13 protein-coding genes are annotated in these 16,482 nt (G+C 68.7%); 5 read left to right on the top strand and 8 right to left on the bottom strand.

Annotated features, from left to right (window positions below):
* Nucleotides 1–53: 53 nt before the first annotated feature.
* Nucleotides 54–1,469 (bottom strand): MmgE/PrpD family protein, encoded by a 1,416-nt coding sequence (locus PQ455_RS00615; RefSeq protein ID WP_273688265.1) that lies wholly within the window; start codon nucleotides 1,467–1,469, stop codon nucleotides 54–56.
* 106 nt (nucleotides 1,470–1,575) lie between these two features.
* Nucleotides 1,576–4,548, bottom strand: coding sequence for a TonB-dependent receptor plug domain-containing protein (locus PQ455_RS00610; RefSeq protein WP_273688263.1), 2,973 nt, complete (start codon nucleotides 4,546–4,548; stop codon nucleotides 1,576–1,578).
* A 393-nt stretch (nucleotides 4,549–4,941) separates the two neighbouring features.
* Here PQ455_RS00610 and PQ455_RS00605 point away from each other — a divergent pair, with 393 nt between their 5' ends.
* Together PQ455_RS00605 and PQ455_RS00600 are read left to right on the top strand one after the other, a co-directional pair.
* Nucleotides 4,942–6,324, top strand: a complete 1,383-nt coding sequence (locus PQ455_RS00605) for an MFS transporter (protein WP_273688261.1) — start codon at nucleotides 4,942–4,944, stop codon at nucleotides 6,322–6,324.
* Between the two features lie 10 nt (nucleotides 6,325–6,334).
* The gene (locus PQ455_RS00600) at nucleotides 6,335–7,087 is read left to right on the top strand and encodes a FadR/GntR family transcriptional regulator (protein WP_273688259.1); all 753 of its coding nucleotides are present in this window, start codon (nucleotides 6,335–6,337) and stop codon (nucleotides 7,085–7,087) included.
* A gap of 44 nt (nucleotides 7,088–7,131) precedes the next feature.
* On the opposite strand, the gene PQ455_RS00595 is transcribed toward PQ455_RS00600, so the two are convergent.
* The gene (locus PQ455_RS00595) at nucleotides 7,132–7,563 is read right to left on the bottom strand and encodes a DUF1489 family protein (protein WP_273688257.1); all 432 of its coding nucleotides are present in this window, start codon (nucleotides 7,561–7,563) and stop codon (nucleotides 7,132–7,134) included.
* An 80-nt stretch (nucleotides 7,564–7,643) separates the two neighbouring features.
* Here PQ455_RS00595 and PQ455_RS00590 point away from each other — a divergent pair, with 80 nt between their 5' ends.
* The gene (locus PQ455_RS00590) at nucleotides 7,644–8,366 is read left to right on the top strand and encodes an FkbM family methyltransferase (protein ID WP_273688256.1); all 723 of its coding nucleotides are present in this window, start codon (nucleotides 7,644–7,646) and stop codon (nucleotides 8,364–8,366) included.
* Between the two features lie 58 nt (nucleotides 8,367–8,424).
* Here PQ455_RS00590 and PQ455_RS00585 read toward each other — a convergent pair whose 3' ends face one another.
* The gene (locus PQ455_RS00585; RefSeq protein ID WP_273688255.1) at nucleotides 8,425–9,114 is read right to left on the bottom strand and encodes a head GIN domain-containing protein; all 690 of its coding nucleotides are present in this window, start codon (nucleotides 9,112–9,114) and stop codon (nucleotides 8,425–8,427) included.
* 144 nt (nucleotides 9,115–9,258) lie between these two features.
* Here PQ455_RS00585 and PQ455_RS00580 point away from each other — a divergent pair, with 144 nt between their 5' ends.
* The gene (locus PQ455_RS00580; RefSeq protein WP_273688253.1) at nucleotides 9,259–10,461 is read left to right on the top strand and encodes an FAD-dependent oxidoreductase; all 1,203 of its coding nucleotides are present in this window, start codon (nucleotides 9,259–9,261) and stop codon (nucleotides 10,459–10,461) included.
* Between the two features lie 179 nt (nucleotides 10,462–10,640).
* Here the strand turns inward: PQ455_RS00580 and PQ455_RS00575 are convergent, their stop codons facing one another.
* The 4 genes from PQ455_RS00575 to PQ455_RS00560 form a co-directional block, all read right to left on the bottom strand.
* Nucleotides 10,641–11,159: a CarD family transcriptional regulator gene (locus PQ455_RS00575; protein ID WP_273688250.1), complete on the bottom strand. Its 519-nt coding sequence runs from the start codon at nucleotides 11,157–11,159 to the stop codon at nucleotides 10,641–10,643.
* Between the two features lie 240 nt (nucleotides 11,160–11,399).
* Complete coding sequence (gene fdxA, locus PQ455_RS00570; RefSeq protein WP_273688248.1) at nucleotides 11,400–11,738, bottom strand: ferredoxin FdxA; 339 nt, start codon at nucleotides 11,736–11,738, stop codon at nucleotides 11,400–11,402.
* 36 nt (nucleotides 11,739–11,774) lie between these two features.
* A complete protein-coding gene (locus tag PQ455_RS00565; RefSeq protein WP_273688247.1) occupies nucleotides 11,775–12,086 on the bottom strand; it encodes a S4 domain-containing protein in 312 nt (103 codons plus the stop codon).
* A gap of 8 nt (nucleotides 12,087–12,094) precedes the next feature.
* Nucleotides 12,095–14,632, bottom strand: coding sequence for a helicase-related protein (locus PQ455_RS00560; RefSeq protein WP_273688245.1), 2,538 nt, complete (start codon nucleotides 14,630–14,632; stop codon nucleotides 12,095–12,097).
* A 209-nt stretch (nucleotides 14,633–14,841) separates the two neighbouring features.
* On the opposite strand from PQ455_RS00560, the gene PQ455_RS00555 reads away from it, so the two are divergent.
* Nucleotides 14,842–16,449, top strand: coding sequence for a M23 family metallopeptidase (locus tag PQ455_RS00555; RefSeq protein ID WP_273688244.1), 1,608 nt, complete (start codon nucleotides 14,842–14,844; stop codon nucleotides 16,447–16,449).
* The last annotated feature ends 33 nt before the right edge of the window (nucleotides 16,450–16,482 follow it).

Genomic DNA, 16,482 nt, shown 5'->3' with positions numbered 1-16,482 from the left:
TGGCGGTGCCTGCCAGCGCCCAGGGGAGCTTTGGTCTGCAAGGGCTGCCGGTGTTACGGCGTCATGGTCTCGACGATGTCGCCGACGTCCTCGAGGTTCTCGAGATTGCGGCACAGATCGGCCAGCCTCGCCTGCCGTTCCGGCGAAAGCGCCACCGCCCCGAACGGCGCGCAGCGGCGCAGCTTGTCGGCCAGATCGTCCCAGGTCATCGGATTGCGGGTGTGGCCGCGCACATAGGGCGTGACATGTTCGAAGGCGCGGCCATCCTTCAGCGTGATGCGGACCGGGAAGCCCTCGAACTGGTCGGTCAAGGCGGGATCGCTGGTGATGTGGACCCGGCGCATCATCGCCTGCCGGTCCTCGCGCAGGACCTCCGCCGCGCTCAGGTCGCCCAGGAAGAAGCCGCCGGTGATGGCGGCGGTGGCGATCGTATAGGGTGCGCTGAACATCGCTTCGGGCACGCTGCGCGGGTTCCACTTGGCGAGCGCGGGCTCGAAGGTCATGCGCGATCCCTCGCTGCCCCGGCAGTCGATCCGCTCGATATCCTGATGATCGATCCGGTTGTCCCGCATGATCGTGATGGTGCTGGCGATGAAGCTGTGGGTGAATTTGCAGGCCGAATAGGGCTTCATCGACAGGCCCTCGGCGAGCTGCCAGCGCGTGCCCAGCCCGTCGGTCAGCAGTTCCGGCCGCACATCGTCCCACGCGATATGGCGGAGGATGCCGCTGGGGACGCCCTGGAAGATGCCGCGCGGGGCGGTCACGCCGCGCTGGGTGAGCAGCACGGCCTTGACGGCGGTATCGCCCGCGAAGCTGTGCTGCACGCGGGCCATCTGCGTGCCTTCGGAATATTTGTTATATTCCGACATGCCGTGGACGGTGTAGGCCATGCCCATCGCGTTCCAGATCCCGTCGGCATCGAGGCCCATCAGGCGCGCGACCGAGGCGGTTGCACAGAGCGGCCCGTTCCACTCGCCCGGCATGCCCCACGTCGTATGATAGCGGACCAGGTTGAGCGCCGCGCTGGCGCGCACGCCGACTTCGCCGCCCGTGACATAAGCGACCAGGAAATCCTTGCCGCTGACGGGGCGCCCGGCGATGCCGAGCACCGCCAGCATCGCCGGCACGTTCCATTCGGTGATGTGGCCGCCGGTCTCGTGCACGTCGCCCATGTCGATGGCGCGCGCCATCACCCCATTGGCGAAAGCCGCCATCGGCGCCGGCACGCGGTGACCGTGCATCAGCACGCGGGCCTGTGGCGCGCCACCCCATTCGCCTACCAGATCGGCGATGGCGGGGCTCACCTCCCAGCCCGATCCCGCGACGGTGACGGCCAGCGTGTCGAAGATCGCCCGCTTGGCCAGATCTATCACGTCGGCGGGAATATCCTCGAACCGCGTGTCGCTGACCATGCGGGCGAGCGCGCCCGCCGGATCTAGGCTGGGGTGGACGGGGTTTTCGTGCTTCATCGCTCTCTCCAACGTCTCCTCGGCCGGGTCGAGGGGCTCGCGCCCACACCCGCCGGGATGGCCGGCACGGATAGCATCCCGTCCGCGCCGGCCCCCATCCAACCCTTTACAGCTTCATTCGAACACCGACCGTCACATTGGTGCCGACCACGTCGTACAGCCCCGGCGAGCTGGCGAAGTAGAGGCCGGGCACGGCGCCGGGCTGGGCGAAGAAGGGATAGCGCCGGTCGAACAGATTGTTGGCCGTCACGAACAGCTCGGCCTTTCCGCCATAGGCCGGCAGGGCATAGGAGATGGTCGCGTCGGTGTAGAAATAGGTCGGCACGCCGGGCTCGTTCACGATACTGATCGGTGAGCCGCGCTTGAGCTTGCCGATCATGCGCTCCTGCACGAACAGGGTCAGGCCGCTGTCACCCGTGTAGGTCAGCGAGAAGGTGCCCTTGGTCTTGGGCAGCGGATTGCCCGAACCCAGCGGGTTCACGTCGCCCCAGCCGGCGTAATTGACCGGCGCCTGCAACGGGCTGGTCTGCACGACCAGCTTGTCGATGTAGGAGGCGTAGAGCCGGAAGGCGAGCGAGCCCGCGCCGATCGGCGCGCGGTAATTCGCCTCGAAATCCACGCCCTGCGTCTCCAGCGTCGCCGCGTTGACGGGGGCGAGATTGACCGAGGTGAGCGTGTTCGCGGGCGTCCGGTCGCTGAAGGGACCGGGGCGCACGATCAGGCCGCAGATCTGGCCCGAGCCGCCCGATTGCTCGCACGCCTGGAGGATATCCGGGATGGTCAGCGTGCCGATCGCATCCTTGATCTTCAGCTTGTAGAAATCGATCGACGCCCCGAAGCGCGGCAGGAAGCTCGGCTGGATGACGACGCCCGCGCTGAGCGTGCTGCCCACCTCCGGCCGCAGATCGGGATTGCCCTGCGTCGAGGTGATGATCGACGACGACGTGCTGGTGTGGATGTCGAACACCGAGCTGATGCCCGGCTGCGTGCCGAGGAACAGGTCGTAGAGCGTAGGCGCCCGGATATCGCGCGACCGCGTGACGCGGAAACGGATGTCCTCGATCGGCGCCCACACCGCGCCGACCTTCCACGTCGTCACATTCCCGCTGGTGCTGTAATCGGTGTAGCGCACCGCGCCGTTCAGCTCGAGCGACTTGGTGAAGGACGCATCGCGGATCAGCGGCAGGCTGAGTTCGAGGAAGCCTTCCTTCACCTCGTAGCTACCGCGCGTCTGGGCCGTCGTGGTCAGGTAGAAGCGCGTCGCGTCGGCCGTCAGCCCGCGGATGCCCGTGACCGGGCGGCTGACGTTCGGATCGCTGTTGCTGGTGACGCCGAGCGACTGCTTGCGATATTCCGCACCCGCCGCGAACGACAGGCTGCCGGCCCACAGATCGATCAGGCTGCCCTGAACGCTGGCCGCGATCGAATCCTGCTTCAAGCGCGAGCGGAGCGAGGCGGTGCCGGTCACATAATCCTTGGCGGCGGCTGACGCGGAATCGAAGCCCAGATCGTTATAGGGCACGCAGCCGGGATACAGGCCGGGGTTGGTGACCGCGACCCGGCAGACGATGTTGCCGTTGCGCACGCCGGTCCGCAGTTGCCCCTCGTCCACCGCATCGATCGCCGCGTAGAAATTGCGCAGCTCGAACAGGTTCGACTGATCGATGTGGAGAATGGACTCGCCGTGATTGTAATCGGCGTTCCACGTCAGGTCGCCGAAGAGCTTGCCGGCGAAGGACAGCCCCCCGTAATAATAATCGGTCTTGTCGGCGAGCTTGATCGGGCCGTCCGCCGCCGCGAACTTCGAGAGCGTGAAGGACGGCGTGTTGGTGGCGGTCAGCTGCGCCTGCAAGGCCGCCGGAAGATAGGCGTTGCCGCTGTAGATCGGCACGTTGAGCGGATCGTTGAAGTGGCCGAACACGCTGTTCGTGGTGCGCGAAAAGATGCCCGTCGCGGTCGCGGTGATGCTGTCGGTCACGTCATAGGTGAAGCGCCCGAAGAGGTTGTTCGAGGTCGTGCGCGGCAGCAGCGTCGTGTTCGGCGGCTCGTAGAAATAGTCGCCACCCTGATAATAGCCGGGGGACAGCAGCGCCGTGCCGCGAATGGCCGCGCGGTAATCGTTGGGGCCGGAGAGGAACACCGTGTCGAGGAACGGGCCGCTGGTGACGCGGCCGCCGTTGGAATTGAGGTTCCAGCGCAGGCCGTCGCGGATGTAGATGATCGGGTTGGAGGCGCTGCCGAGCGTGCCCACGCCCGTAGAGCCGACGCCGCCCGCCGTCACCGCGCCCGCCGGCCGGTCGTCCTTCATCAGTCCGTTGGTGTGGCGCCGTTCGGCGCTCAGCACCAGATGGCCGCGCCCGCCGACATCGAAACCGCCGGCCGCGCCCAATTGATAGCTGCCATTGTCGCCCCGCGTGGCGATCCCGCGCTGGGCGAGGAGCTTCAGCCCCTTGAACTTGCTGTCGATGACGAAATTGACCACGCCCGACACGGCATCGGAGCCGTAGGCGGCCGAGGCGCCGGCCGTGACCGTATCGACCCGCTTCACCAACTGCTGCGGGATAATGTCGACGTTGACCAGGCCCAACTGGCTCGTCGGCGGAACGCGGATGCCATCCAGCAGGATGAGCGTGCGGATGCTGCCGACGCCGCGCAGGTTGAGGACCGTACCGGTATTGCCGGTCGGCCGGATCGCGGCGCCGGCATTGCCCGGCCCGAAGGAGCCGTTGAACTGGGGAAGCTGGACGATGCCGTCGTTCAGGCTGGCGGGCTGGCCGAGCGTCAATTGCTCCGACGAGGCGACGGTAACCGGGGTCGGCGAGGCGAAGCCGTTCTGCTGGATGCGCGATCCGGTGACGACGATCTCACTGTCCGGCACGGCGGGGGCATCAGCGGGGGGTGTCTGGGCCGGCGGCGTCTGGGCCGGCGGGGTTTGGGCTGTCGCAGCCGTGTTGGCCGATGCCGCTGCTTGCGCCTGTTCGGGCGCGCCGGCCTGCGCGGACCAGGCCAGGATCAGCGCGCCGGTGGCAACGCCGCCCCGCAGCGCCGCATAGAGATAGTTCGTCGAAGTGTCTGCCATTCCTCATCCCCTTGTTCGCGCGATTGACGCGCAACGACCCCGGCTTTGATCGCCGATGTGATCCGACATTGTTTCTTGGGGCCGTGCGGACTGCGGCGACACGCAGCCGATGGCGGCCCTTCCATGACGTTCCGGCATACGGTGGCGGGCGTGGCGTCGGGAGGGCGGAGATAGCCCTGTCCTGCCAACCTGCCTTGTCCCGAGCGCGAAGATACTCCCGCCGGATGCCGGTCATCCGCATTGGTATGTCCAATGGACCTAAGCCTCAATCCCTTTTCCTAAACACACCAAAATCGAATAGCCGCCTGCTAAATGGATGGCTTTCGGCGAACGGGCCTTGCCCTTCACGCCTCCCGAGTTATTGGTCTGTCCAATAAGATCAGGGAGAGAGTCATGAACGCCGACGCGAATGGCACCGCCGCGCTGCCGACGGTGGAGCAATGGCTCGACGGCCGCTCCATGACCCCTTTCCAGATCGGCGCCGTGGCGCTGGCGGCGATGGCGATCCTGCTCGACGGGCTGGACAATCAGGTGATGGGCCTGGCCGCGCCCTCGCTCATCCGCGAATGGGGCGTCAGCCGCGAGGCGCTGGGATCGATCTTCGCCCTCGGCTTCGTGGGCATGGCGGCGGGCACGGTGATCGCCGGCTGGATCGGCGACCGCCTCGGCCGGCGCCCGGCGCTCATCCTGTCGGTCGGCCTGTTCGGCGCCGCCACCACCCTGACCGGCTTCGCCGACAGCCTTTTCCAGATCACGATCCTGAAGGTCGTCGCCGGCCTCGGCCTGGGCGGCGCCCCCGCCAGCGCCGCCGCGATCATCGCCGAACTCACCCCCGCCCGCCATCGCAGCCTGGCCGTGACGGCCGGCATGGTCAGCGCCTCGCTCGGCGGCATCCTCGGCGGGGCGATGGCCGCCGCGCTGCTGCCGAATTTCGGATGGCGCTCGCTCTTCCATGTCGGCGGCGGGCTGACGCTCGTCACGACGTTGCTGCTCGTCTTCCTGCTGCCGGAATCGCCCCGCTATCTGGCGACACAGGCGGCGCGCGCCGCCGATCTCGCCCGCTTCGCGGCGCGCATGGGCGAGGCGCACCGGCGCTTCGCCTCGTCGATCCTGCCATCCCCGTCGGGCAAGGGCAAAGTGCCGACCCGATTGCTGTTCGCGCCGGGCCTGCGCCGCGACACGCTGGCGCTGTCGGCGGCGATGGGCGTCGGCCTGTTCATGATCTACCTCATGTACAATTGGGCGCCGACCTTGCTGGTCGGCGCCGGTTTTTCGATGGCGGTGGCCAGCATGGGCCTCACGATCTTCAACGTCGGCGGGGTGATCGGGGCGCTGGGCGCGGCTTCGATGATGGCGCGGTTCGGATCGCGCCGCCTGCTGATCCCGATGGCGTTCGCCGCCGCGATCCTGTGTGCCGCCCTCATCCTCCTGCCGATCGCGGGCGGGCGCAATGCCGCGATCCTGCTCGCCGGGCTGTTCGCCCTCGGCCTGTTCGGCAGCGCGGTGCAATCGTCGCTCTACGCGGTCGGCGCGAATGCCTTTCCCACCGCGCTGCGTGGGCGGGGCATCGGGCTGATGTCCGGCGCGGGGCGGCTGGGCGCGATCGTCAGCTCGCTCGCCGGTGCGATCCTCACGGGCGGCGGCGCGGTGTTCTTCGCGGCGCTCGCGGCGATATTGGCGCTGAACGGGGCGGCGCTGGTGCTGACGCGGCGGCACATCCTGCCGGCCCGTCGCGATGCCGGCGGATCATTGTCTGGCGATGGCAGGCGCTTATAGGTAGTTCGCCATGCCGCCTGTGCCGCCCCATCCCGTCAAGACCGCCTTCACGCCGATCCAGCGGCCGCGCGCGTTCGAGATCATCTGCGAAAGCATCCGCAACGAGCTGATCGCCGGCCGCCTGAAGGCGGGCGACAAGCTGCCGCCCGAACGCGAGCTGGCCCTGCAATTTCAGGTCAGCCGGACGGCGCTGCGCGAGGCGCTGCGCACTCTCGAGGTCGCGGGAATCATCCGCAACATGAAGGGGGCGAAGGGCGGCGCCGTCCTCCAGGCCGCCGAGCCGGATCGCGTCGTCCAGGCGATGCAGGATTATGTCACGATGGGCAGCGTCGATATCGACGAGCTTACCGAGGTCCGCCTGTCGATCCAGGACCATATCGTCCGGCTGGCCTGCGAGCGGGCGACCGAAGAGGAACTCGACCGGCTGGAGGCGATCGCCCGGCGCACGGCGGAAGTCCACACGATCGCCGAACGCTATGCCTGCTCGACCGAATATTACGCCCTGCTCGCCCAGGCGACGCGCAACCGCATCTACGCTCTCCTGATCGATTCCCTCACCGCCATCTTCAAGCCGTTCACGGCCGCTCCCGGCTATTTCATGTTGCAGGAGACATTGTTCGAATCGCGCATGCGGCTGGTGACGGCCCTGCGCGCCCGCGACGCCGATACCGCCGCCGCGGAAATCCGCGCGCATCTGGAGCATGTGCATCAGCATATCCGCACACATGTGAAGGGCCTGCATTCACGCGCGGACATGGCCTAGCCCGCATCAGGCCAATCATTGGGGATGACAGCCTCGGAGGCGGATCAGATCAGCCCCAGCGACGCCAGCGCGCCGATCAGCCTGGGCGGCATGGCGGCGAGATCGTCGGTCTCGCCGTCGAAGTCGGCGGGGGCGTCCTCGGGCGTGAGGTAGCGCCAGCCCTGGTGGGCGCGCTTGGGGCGCTGGCGTACGGGGACCAGCGTCGCGGCGAGGCGAATCAGGCAATGGCCCTGCTCGTCCTCGGCGAAACCGACGATCTCCTGTCGGGCGACCAGCCGGTGCTTGACGATCCAGTAGAGCGATCCGCCGATCATCTCGCCGTGGCGGGTCGGGCGGTAACGGGTGTGGATCGCGACCTCGCCGGCGGCGGCGCGGCCCTCGATCCGGCGGCGCAGCGCATCGGCATCGCCGCAGCCGACGGCGACCTTGGTCATGTTGAGTGGAGGCATCGTCTTGACGATGTGTGCACGCGCCATGCAACCATCAAGCATCCTACTGCGTTTGAAGCGCCGGAAACGAACATTGCCGAGCAGGGCGCATAGCGGGGGAGCCGGCCATGCTGATGCACAAGGTGAAGTCGATCGGGCGCCGCTTCGGCGTCGAGATGAACCGTTACTCGCCCGTCTGCGATCAATATGACACGCTGGTGTTCCTCGCCGGGCGGCACGGCGCGGGGACGATGCTGGATGTAGGGGCCAATATCGGCCAGTTCGGCGCGCGGATGATCCGGGCGGGATGGTCCGGCCAGATCCTGTCGTTCGAGCCCCTGGCCGATGCCCATGCGGCACTGGTGGCCGAGGCGAGCGCGCATCGACGCTGGCAGGTGGCGCCGCCACTGGCGATCGGCGCGGAAGCCGGCACGGTCGATATCAATGTCGCGGGCAATCTGCTCAGTTCCTCCATCCTGCCGATGCTGGCGCGCCATAGCGACGCGGCGCCCGAATCGGCCTATGTCCGCACCGAGACGGTCAAGGTGCTGCCGCTGGCCGAGGCGATCGCCGACCGGCCGGAGAGCGAGCGCTATTTCCTCAAGATCGACGTGCAGGGGTTCGAGGCGGAGGTGCTGCGCGGCGCGGCGCCGGTGCTGCCGCGCTGTCCGCTGCTGCATATCGAGATGTCGCTGACCCCGCTCTACGAGGGCGGATCGCTGCTGTGCGGGCTGGTCGGCGATCTGGCGGCGCTCGGCTATCGCTGCATCGGGCTGCATCCGGGGTTTCATGATCCGGACAGCCGGGAGATGTTGCAGGCGGACGGGATTTTCCTGCGGGACGACGCATAAGCGAGACGCTCGCCCCGTCCATGCGCCCGTCCGGATCCGGAGGTTTCAGCCCTTCATCTCAGCAATGCACCTCGCCCGAGCCCTTGCGGTTCACCGTGCAGCGCGCGCCGCCGTTGATGGTCACGTCGCCCGATCCCATCAGATTGACCACCGCGCTGCCCGATGCGCCCAGATCGATATCGCCCGATCCCATCAGCGAGATCGCGGCGGTGCGGGTCATCAAACGCTTGGCACCGATGTCGCCCGAACCGCGCAGGTTGATCGCCACCGTCTCGGCACGGCCCGCCAGCGTCGCATCGCCCGACCCCGTCAGCGCGAGGCCGAGCTTGCCCGTCGCGACATGCGGCAGGCTGGCGCTGCCCGATCCGCGCAGCGCCAGATCGAAGGTCGGGCCGGTGACGTGATCGATCGTCAGGTCGCCCGATCCGGTCAGCGCGGCGGCCTCCAGCTTGCCCGCGCCCACCGTGATCGTCACCTTGCCGAGATCGTCGCCCCAGAAGCCGCTCATGCCGCGCTTGGTGCCGATATAGAGGGTGCGGTTGCGGATTTCGATTTCCAGCCGGTCGAGCGCCTTCTGGCTGCCGACGGCGCGCGCGCCGGTGGGCTTGCCGGTGTGAACGTCCACCGTGAACGGCCCGGCCGCCTCGATCGCGTCATAGGCGCCGAGCGGGAAGGTGCGGACCGCGGCCGAGGCGGGCGCGGCGACGGCCGCCGTGGCGAGGATCGCGGCGAGGACGGGCAGGCGCATCATGTCTCTCCTTCAACTGTGTTGGCGACATAATACACATGAATTTGCGGTTCAAGCCGCTTCACGCTTGGCCGCACGCGCCATCCGTGCACTATGCGGGCCTTGGGAGAGGGCGCCGAACAACCATCTTAGGGGTGCGTCAGTATGCGGAGACGGGAATTTCTGGGAAGCGTCGGCGGTGCCGGCGCCATGGCCGCGCTTGCCCTGCCGGGGCGGCTCGGCGCGCAGACGATCGCGCCGCTGCTGGCGCCCTTGCCGGCGATCGTGCCGATCCGCGCCACGCCCGATCGCATCTTCCGCACCACCGTCTGCCTGCGCCCGTTCCGCGCCGCCGGCCCGCGCTTCGATGTCGAGGAAGTCGGCCGCAAGCATGTGATCCGCCACTATGGCCATGGCGGCAGCGGCTGGTCGCTCTCGTGGGGATCGGCCGACATCGCCGTCGCCAAGGCGATGGCGCTGGGCGCCAAGGACATCGCCGTGATCGGCGCGGGCGCGATCGGCCTCACCACCGCCATCACCGCGCAGCGCGCCGGCGCGAAGGTCACGATCTACGCCAAGGAACGCTTCCCCGACGTGCGCTCGGCGCGCGCCACCGGCACCTGGTCGCCGGATTCGCGTGTCGCGCTGGAAAGCGCCGTCGCGCCCGACTTCCCGGCCTTGTGGGAGCAGATGACGCGGGCCAGCTACGCGAGGCACATGTCCTTTCTCGGCACGCCCGGCGATCCGGTCGAGTGGACCGAACGCTATATGCTGGCCGACGAGATGCCCGATCCCAATTCGGCGCGCTCCAGCAATGCGCCGCGCACCCTGGGATTCGTCGAATATGGCGATCGGGTGCGCGACCTGACGCCGCGCGCGCAGATGCTGCCGCCCGGCAGCCACCCCTTCGCCGCGCCCTTCGTGCGCCGCAACAGCTCGATCGCCTTCAACGTCGCCGATTTCGCGCGCCAGCTGGAAATGGATTTCATGCTGGGCGGCGGCCGCTTCGTACCGATGGAATTCAACGAGACCGGCGATTTCGGCAAGCTGAAGGAAAAGGTCATCATCGCCTGCACCGGCTATGGATCGCGCGCGCTGTTCCGCGACGAGAGCATCCTGCCGGTGCGCGGCCAGATCGCCTGGCTGATCCCGCAGGAAGGCGCGCATTACGGCATCTATTACAACCATGTCAGCGTGCTGGCGCGGCGCGATGGCATCGTCGTGCAGGATACCGGCAGCGACGACACGTTCGGCTATAACGACCCCAACGAGACGATCGACCGCGCGGCGGCGGACCGGTCGATCGCGGTGGTCGCCTCGATGTTCGCGCAGCCGGCGGCGACGATCCCGGCGACCGTGCCGAAGTAACCCCGAACCGTCATCCCGGCGCAGGCCGGGATCTCAGGCGGTGGCGCGAGCCATCCGGGGAGCCACACCCCCGTCGCCCCCAGCCGCCTGAGATCCCGGCCTTCGCCGGGACGACGGCCATGAAAAAAAGGCGGGCCGATCGCTCGGCCCGCCCCCTGTTTCCCGAAACCCGAAAGGGCTTACTTCGCCATCGCCGCCGCGGAGGCGCGGAGGATGTCGAGGATCTTTTCCTGCGCCTTGGGCTCGTCGGTCTGCTCCATCGCGGCCAGTTCGCGGGCGAGGCGGCTGGTGGCCGCCTCGAAGATCTGGCGCTCGGAATAGCTCTGCTCGGGCTGGTCGTCGGCGCGGAACAGATCGCGGACCACTTCGGCGATCGACACCAGGTCGCCCGAATTGATCTTGGCCTCATATTCCTGCGCGCGGCGCGACCACATGGTGCGCTTCACCTTGGGCTTGCCCTTCAGGGTCGTCAGCGCCTCGGTCATCGTCACGTTCGACGAGAGCTTGCGCATCCCCACCGATTCGGCCTTGTTGGTCGGCACGCGGAGGGTCATCTTCTCCTTCTCGAAGCGAAGGACGTAGAGTTCGAGTTTGGCGCCCGCGATCTCCTGGCTCTGCAATTCGATTACCCGGCCCACGCCATGCTTGGGATACACGACATAATCCCCCACGACGAAACTAAGCGCCTTGGCAGCCATTCACTGATACCTTTCGCCAGGATCGGCCGGCGGGCCTGGCCGGGCACCCGAGGAAAGGGGCCTGCCAGCACGGTTCGCCGACCGTAATCACCAATTTTTCCGGACGAGCGCGATTCGCCACGCCCCTTGCCTTGGGCGCGCTATAGCCGAATTTCGGGCTTTTGCCAACTGTTGGCGCAGACAAGGCCGTTTCGGCCCTGTCGCGACAGGGCCGAAACGGCCTGGCCGGGCACGCTGAAATCAGTCGCCCTGGCCGGGCTCCGGCGAGAATTCGGTCTCGAGCTTGTTCTTCACGTCCTTCCACTGGTCCGCATCCGCCGGCGCCTCGCGCTTGCGGGTGATGTTCGGCCACTGGTTGGCGAATTCGTTGTTCAGCTCGATCCACTTTTCCAGCCCGCTGTCCGTATCGGGCAGGATCGCTTCCGCCGGGCATTCGGGCTCGCACACGCCGCAGTCGATGCACTCGCTGGGATTGATGACGAGCATGTTCTCGCCCTCGTAGAAGCAGTCCACGGGACACACTTCCACGCAGTCCATATATTTGCAGCGGATGCAGGCGTCGGTGACGACGTAGGTCATGGGCGGTTCGGGCTCGATCAGTGGAGTGGCCGGGCTCTATGAGCCCCCGTCGTCATCGTCAACGTCCTCGTGTTCCGCGCCGTGCCCGGCGTCGGCCGGCGCGAGCAGATCGGTGTAGCAGGCGCGCGCCTCGGCAGGCGGCCCGCGCCGCGCCGGCAGCGCCTCGATGCGGATCGCGCGCACCCGCTCCTGCGCGACGAAGCTGAGCACATTGCCCACCGCGACGGCGGCGGCGGCGCGGCTTACCGGGCGGCTGTCGATCCGCACATGGCCGCCATGGGCGATCGCCTGCGCCTGCGCGCGCGTCTTGGTGATCCGGGCGTGCCACAGGAACAGGTCGAGCCGCACGGCGCCCCTCAGCGGCCGATCGCCTGGAGCGCGGCGAGCGCGGCGAAGGCGTTGCCGGGGCGGGGCGGGCGCACGTCGCGCACGGGCTTGGCCCGCTTGCCGCGCCACACCCAGCTGCGCTCGTCCTCGGCGCCGATCGGGCGGAAGCCGAGCGCCAGCATCAATTGCGCGAAGCTCGGGCTGCGCAGGCCCAGCGAGGTGGCGAGCGCCGGATCGGGATTGAAGGCGGCGCGGCCGGTGCGCGCGTCATGGACGATCCGCGCCAGCCGCTCGACCAGATCGATCCGCAGCATCTGCGCGCCGAGCGGGCGATAGCCGGCGCGTTCCCAGGCGGCGCAGAGCGCGGCATCTTTCGGCGTGGCGAGCGAGGCCGCGCCGGCCGATGGCATCTCGGGCATCACCCCATCCTCCTGCGCCGCGTGGAGCGCCAGCCGCCAGCGCATCGCCTCCGGCTTGATGAGCGCGGGCAGATAGACGTCGAGCGTGCCGATCTTCAGGCCTAGCAGCGCCGCCTCCTGCCGCAGCGGCCGATCGAGCGCCTCGACCACCGCCTCGACCTGATGGCGCGGCAACACCCCGCCCGCCTCGGCCAGCGGCGCCAGCAGGGCGCGCAAGGGCGCCGCCCGCTCGGCATCGCGCGCGGCGAAGGCCAGCGCCGACAGGGCCGACAATTGCTTGGCGACGCTCGCGACCAGCCACGCCTCCAGCCGCGTCTCGACGCCCTTGCGATCCGCCGGGGTCAGCACGTCGAGCGCGCGGTGGAGGTGGACCCTCGGCTGAGTCAGCGCCCGGCCATGCTGCAACCGCGCCACCACGTCGCCGCGCCAGAAGATCGCGACCGGGCGGCCGGGATCGGTCGCGAGCGTGAACGCCTCGTCGCCGTCCGCCGCCAGCGCGCGGGCGCGGCTCGCCAGTTCGTCGCCCAGCCGCCGCTCGGCCGCCGCCAGCAGCCGCTTCATGTCGCCATGGCGCGCGCGATGGTCGGTCTTGAAGCGGAAGCCGATCAGGTGGCCGATCGGCTCGTCGTCGACCGTGACGGTACCGTCCTCGGCCACCTTCACCGGCAGCAGCTCGCCGCCGCGCGCGCCCAGATCGCGCATCAGCACGGCGGTGCGCCGATCGACGAAGCGTTGGGTCAGCCGCTGGTGGAGCGCGTCCGACAGCGCCTCCTCGATCGATCGCGCCCGGCCGGCCCAATGTTTGGGATCGGCCAGCCAGTCGGGCCGCTGCGCGATATAGGCCCAGGTCCGTACCCCCGCGAGCCGATCCGACAGCGTCTCGACATCGCCCTGCATATTGTCGAGCCGCTGCAATTCGTCGGCGAACCATTGCACCGGCAGATGGCCCGTCTCCTCGCTCAGATGGCGAAAGACGCGGCCGACGAGGCGCGAATGGGCTTCGGCCCCGGTGCGGCGGAAATCGGGGAGGCCGCAGGCGCCCCACAGGCGCTTCACCATCCCCGGCCGCCGCGCCGTGCGCTCCCGCACCCACGGCTCCTCGGCCATACGTTTCAGGACGGCGAGATCGACCGCGAGCGGCGCGGCGCGCAGCATCGGCTCGTCGGGGCGGCGCTCCAGATCGGCGATCAGTTCGTCGAGGCTTTCGGTCGAGGGTTCGCCGTCGCGCCAGAAGAGATGGTCGAGCGGCGGGAAGCGATGGCCCTCGATCGCCTCGATCTCCTCCTCCTCGAACGTGGCGCCCTGCGCGCCCTCCAAGGAGAGCGTGCCGAACGTGCCGTCGCGCTGGTGGCGACCCGCGCGGCCGGCGATCTGCGCCATTTCCGATACGCCCAGCCGGCGCACCTTCTTGCCGTCGAACTTGCGCAGCGAGGCGAAGGCGACGTGCGCCACATCCATGTTGAGGCCCATGCCGATCGCGTCGGTCGCGACCAGATAATCGACCTCGCCCGCCTGGAACATCGCCACCTGCGCGTTGCGGGTGCGGGGGCTGAGCGCGCCCATCACCACCGCCGCGCCACCGCGCATCCGCCGCAGCATCTCCGCCACGGCATAGACTTCCTCGGCCGAGAAGGCGACGATCGCCGAGCGCGGCGGCAGGCGCGAGAGCTTGGCGGCGCCGGCATAGCTGAGCGTCGAGAAGCGCGGCCGATTGATGACCTCCACCTCGGGCAGCAGCCGGGTCAGCACGGGGCGCAGCGTCTCCGATCCCAGGATCATCGTCTCTTCGCGGCCCCGCGCGCGCAGCAGCCGATCGGTGAAGACATGGCCGCGCTCCGGATCGGCGCCCAACTGCGCCTCGTCGATCGCGAGGAAGGCGACGTCGCGCTCCATGGGCATCGATTCGACCGTGCAGAGGAAATAACGCGCCTCGGGCGGCACGATCTTCTCCTCGCCGGTGATGAGCGCGACGCTCTTCTCGCCCTTGATCGCGACGACCCGGTCATACACTTCGCGCGCCAGCAGGCGGAGGGGGAAGCCGATGATGCCGCTGGAATGGCCGCACATCCGCTCCACCGCGAGATGCGTCTTGCCCGTATTGGTGGGCCCGAGCACCGCGACGAGCGGCTGACTTGCGAAGCGCGCCATTTCGTCCGGCAGATTGCCATCGCGCGGGGGAAACGCAAGAGCCCGCCGATCTTCCGCGAAGTTCCAGCCGCCTGGCCGCGCTAAGCCACGTTTCGTCGCAGCGACGATCGTTAAAATGCTCGGTTAGTTTGACTTTAAGGATTGGCTGCCACAGTCATTCGGTTCGCACCGCATGGCGGTCGCGGGGGACGCACCGGGGGACACAGGGCTTGTATCTCAAGCATAGTCAGGGATTCGGTCAGGCAGGAGTCGCACCGACTCTCGCGCTCGACGTGTCGCTGGTGGCCAACCCGCTGAAACAGGTCGGCAGCACTGTCCGCACCCGCGTTTCCAAGAGCCTGTCGCGCATCGACGATATCGAGCTGGTGGTCGATCTCGGCCGCCGCATCGGCAGCCGCGAATGGTGGCGCGGCCTCGCCACCTGCACCGCGCTCTGCGTCGCCGCCGGCTGCTTCGCCCCCGGCTTCCGCCCGCTGGAGGCCCCCTCCGGCCCGGTGATGGGCGAGGCCGAGTGGCAGGAGGCGTCGGCCTCCGCGATTTCCCCATTGGCCTATGGCGGCGACACCGGCCGCCGCATGGCGCCGACCGAAGCCGTCCAGCGCCTCGCCGACACGCCCGAGCGGCCGTCGATCGATCTGGTCGCGACGCTCGGCCAGGGCGACGGTTTCGCCCGCGTCCTCGGCCGCAACGGCGTGGGCGAGAGCGAGGCCAGGAAGGTCGCGCAGCTCGTGTCGGGCGCGGTCGAGCTGGGCGCGATCAAGCCCGGCACCCGCATGGAGCTGACGCTGGGCCGTCGCCCCGCCAAGGACGCGCCCCGCCCGCTCGATCACCTCTCCTTCCGCGCCAAGCTGGAACTGTCGCTCGCCGTCGAGCGCGCCGGCCCCGATCTCCGCCTGCGCCGCATCCCGATCGCGGTGGACGAGACGCCGCTGCGCATCCAGGGCCGGGTCGGCGCCAGCCTGTTCCAGTCGGCGCGCAACGCCGGCGCGCCGGCCAAGGCGGTCGAGACCTATCTGCGGGCGCTCGGCCAGCATGTCTCGGTCAGCCGCGACGTGCGCTCGGGCGACCGCTTCGACCTCATCATCGCCCACCGCCGCGCCGCCACCGGCGAGACGGAGACGGGCGGGCTGCTCTATGCCGGGCTCGACAAGAGCGGCAAGGGCGCCAAGAACGTCCGCATCCTGAAGTGGGAGAGCGGCGGCCGCGAGCAATGGTTCGAGGCGTCGGGCGTCGGCCAGACCAAGGGCACGATGCGCATGCCGGTCGCGGGCCGCGTCACCTCCAGCTTCGGCATGCGGCGCCATCCGCTGCTCGGTTATTCGCGGCTCCACAAGGGCATCGATTATGGCGCGCCTTATGGCGCGCCGATCGTGGCGGCCACCGATGGCGTGGTGAAATTCTCCGGCTGGCACGGCGGCCACGGCAAATATGTGCAGCTGGCCCATGCCGGCGGCCTCGGCACCGGATACGGCCATATGAGCCGCATCGTCGCCACGGTAGGCCAGCGCGTCGCGGCGGGGCAGGTGATCGGCTATGTCGGCTCGACCGGCATGTCGACCGGCCCGCACCTCCATTACGAGCTGTACCGCAACGGCCAGGCGATCAACCCGACTTCGGTGAAATTCGCCAGCGCGCCGCAGCTGGCCGGCGCCGAACTCGGCCGCTTCCGCTCCACCCTTAACCGCCTGCTCGCCACGCGCCTCAACAATGGCGCGGCGCCGGTGCAGAGCGCGGCGAAGGAGGAAGCGAAGGACGAGCCCAAGGCCAAGGTGGCCGACAAGGGCGAGCCGAAGGGCAAGAGCGCCAAGCGGGGTTGAGCCTTTCCGTCGCCCCGGCGCAGGCCGGGGCCT

This window comes from Sphingomonas naphthae (assembly GCF_028607085.1).
Taxonomy (GTDB): domain Bacteria; phylum Pseudomonadota; class Alphaproteobacteria; order Sphingomonadales; family Sphingomonadaceae; genus Sphingomonas_Q; species Sphingomonas_Q naphthae.
Note: the sequence above shows the minus strand (reverse complement) of the source record. Positions and strands in the feature narration are given on the sequence as shown.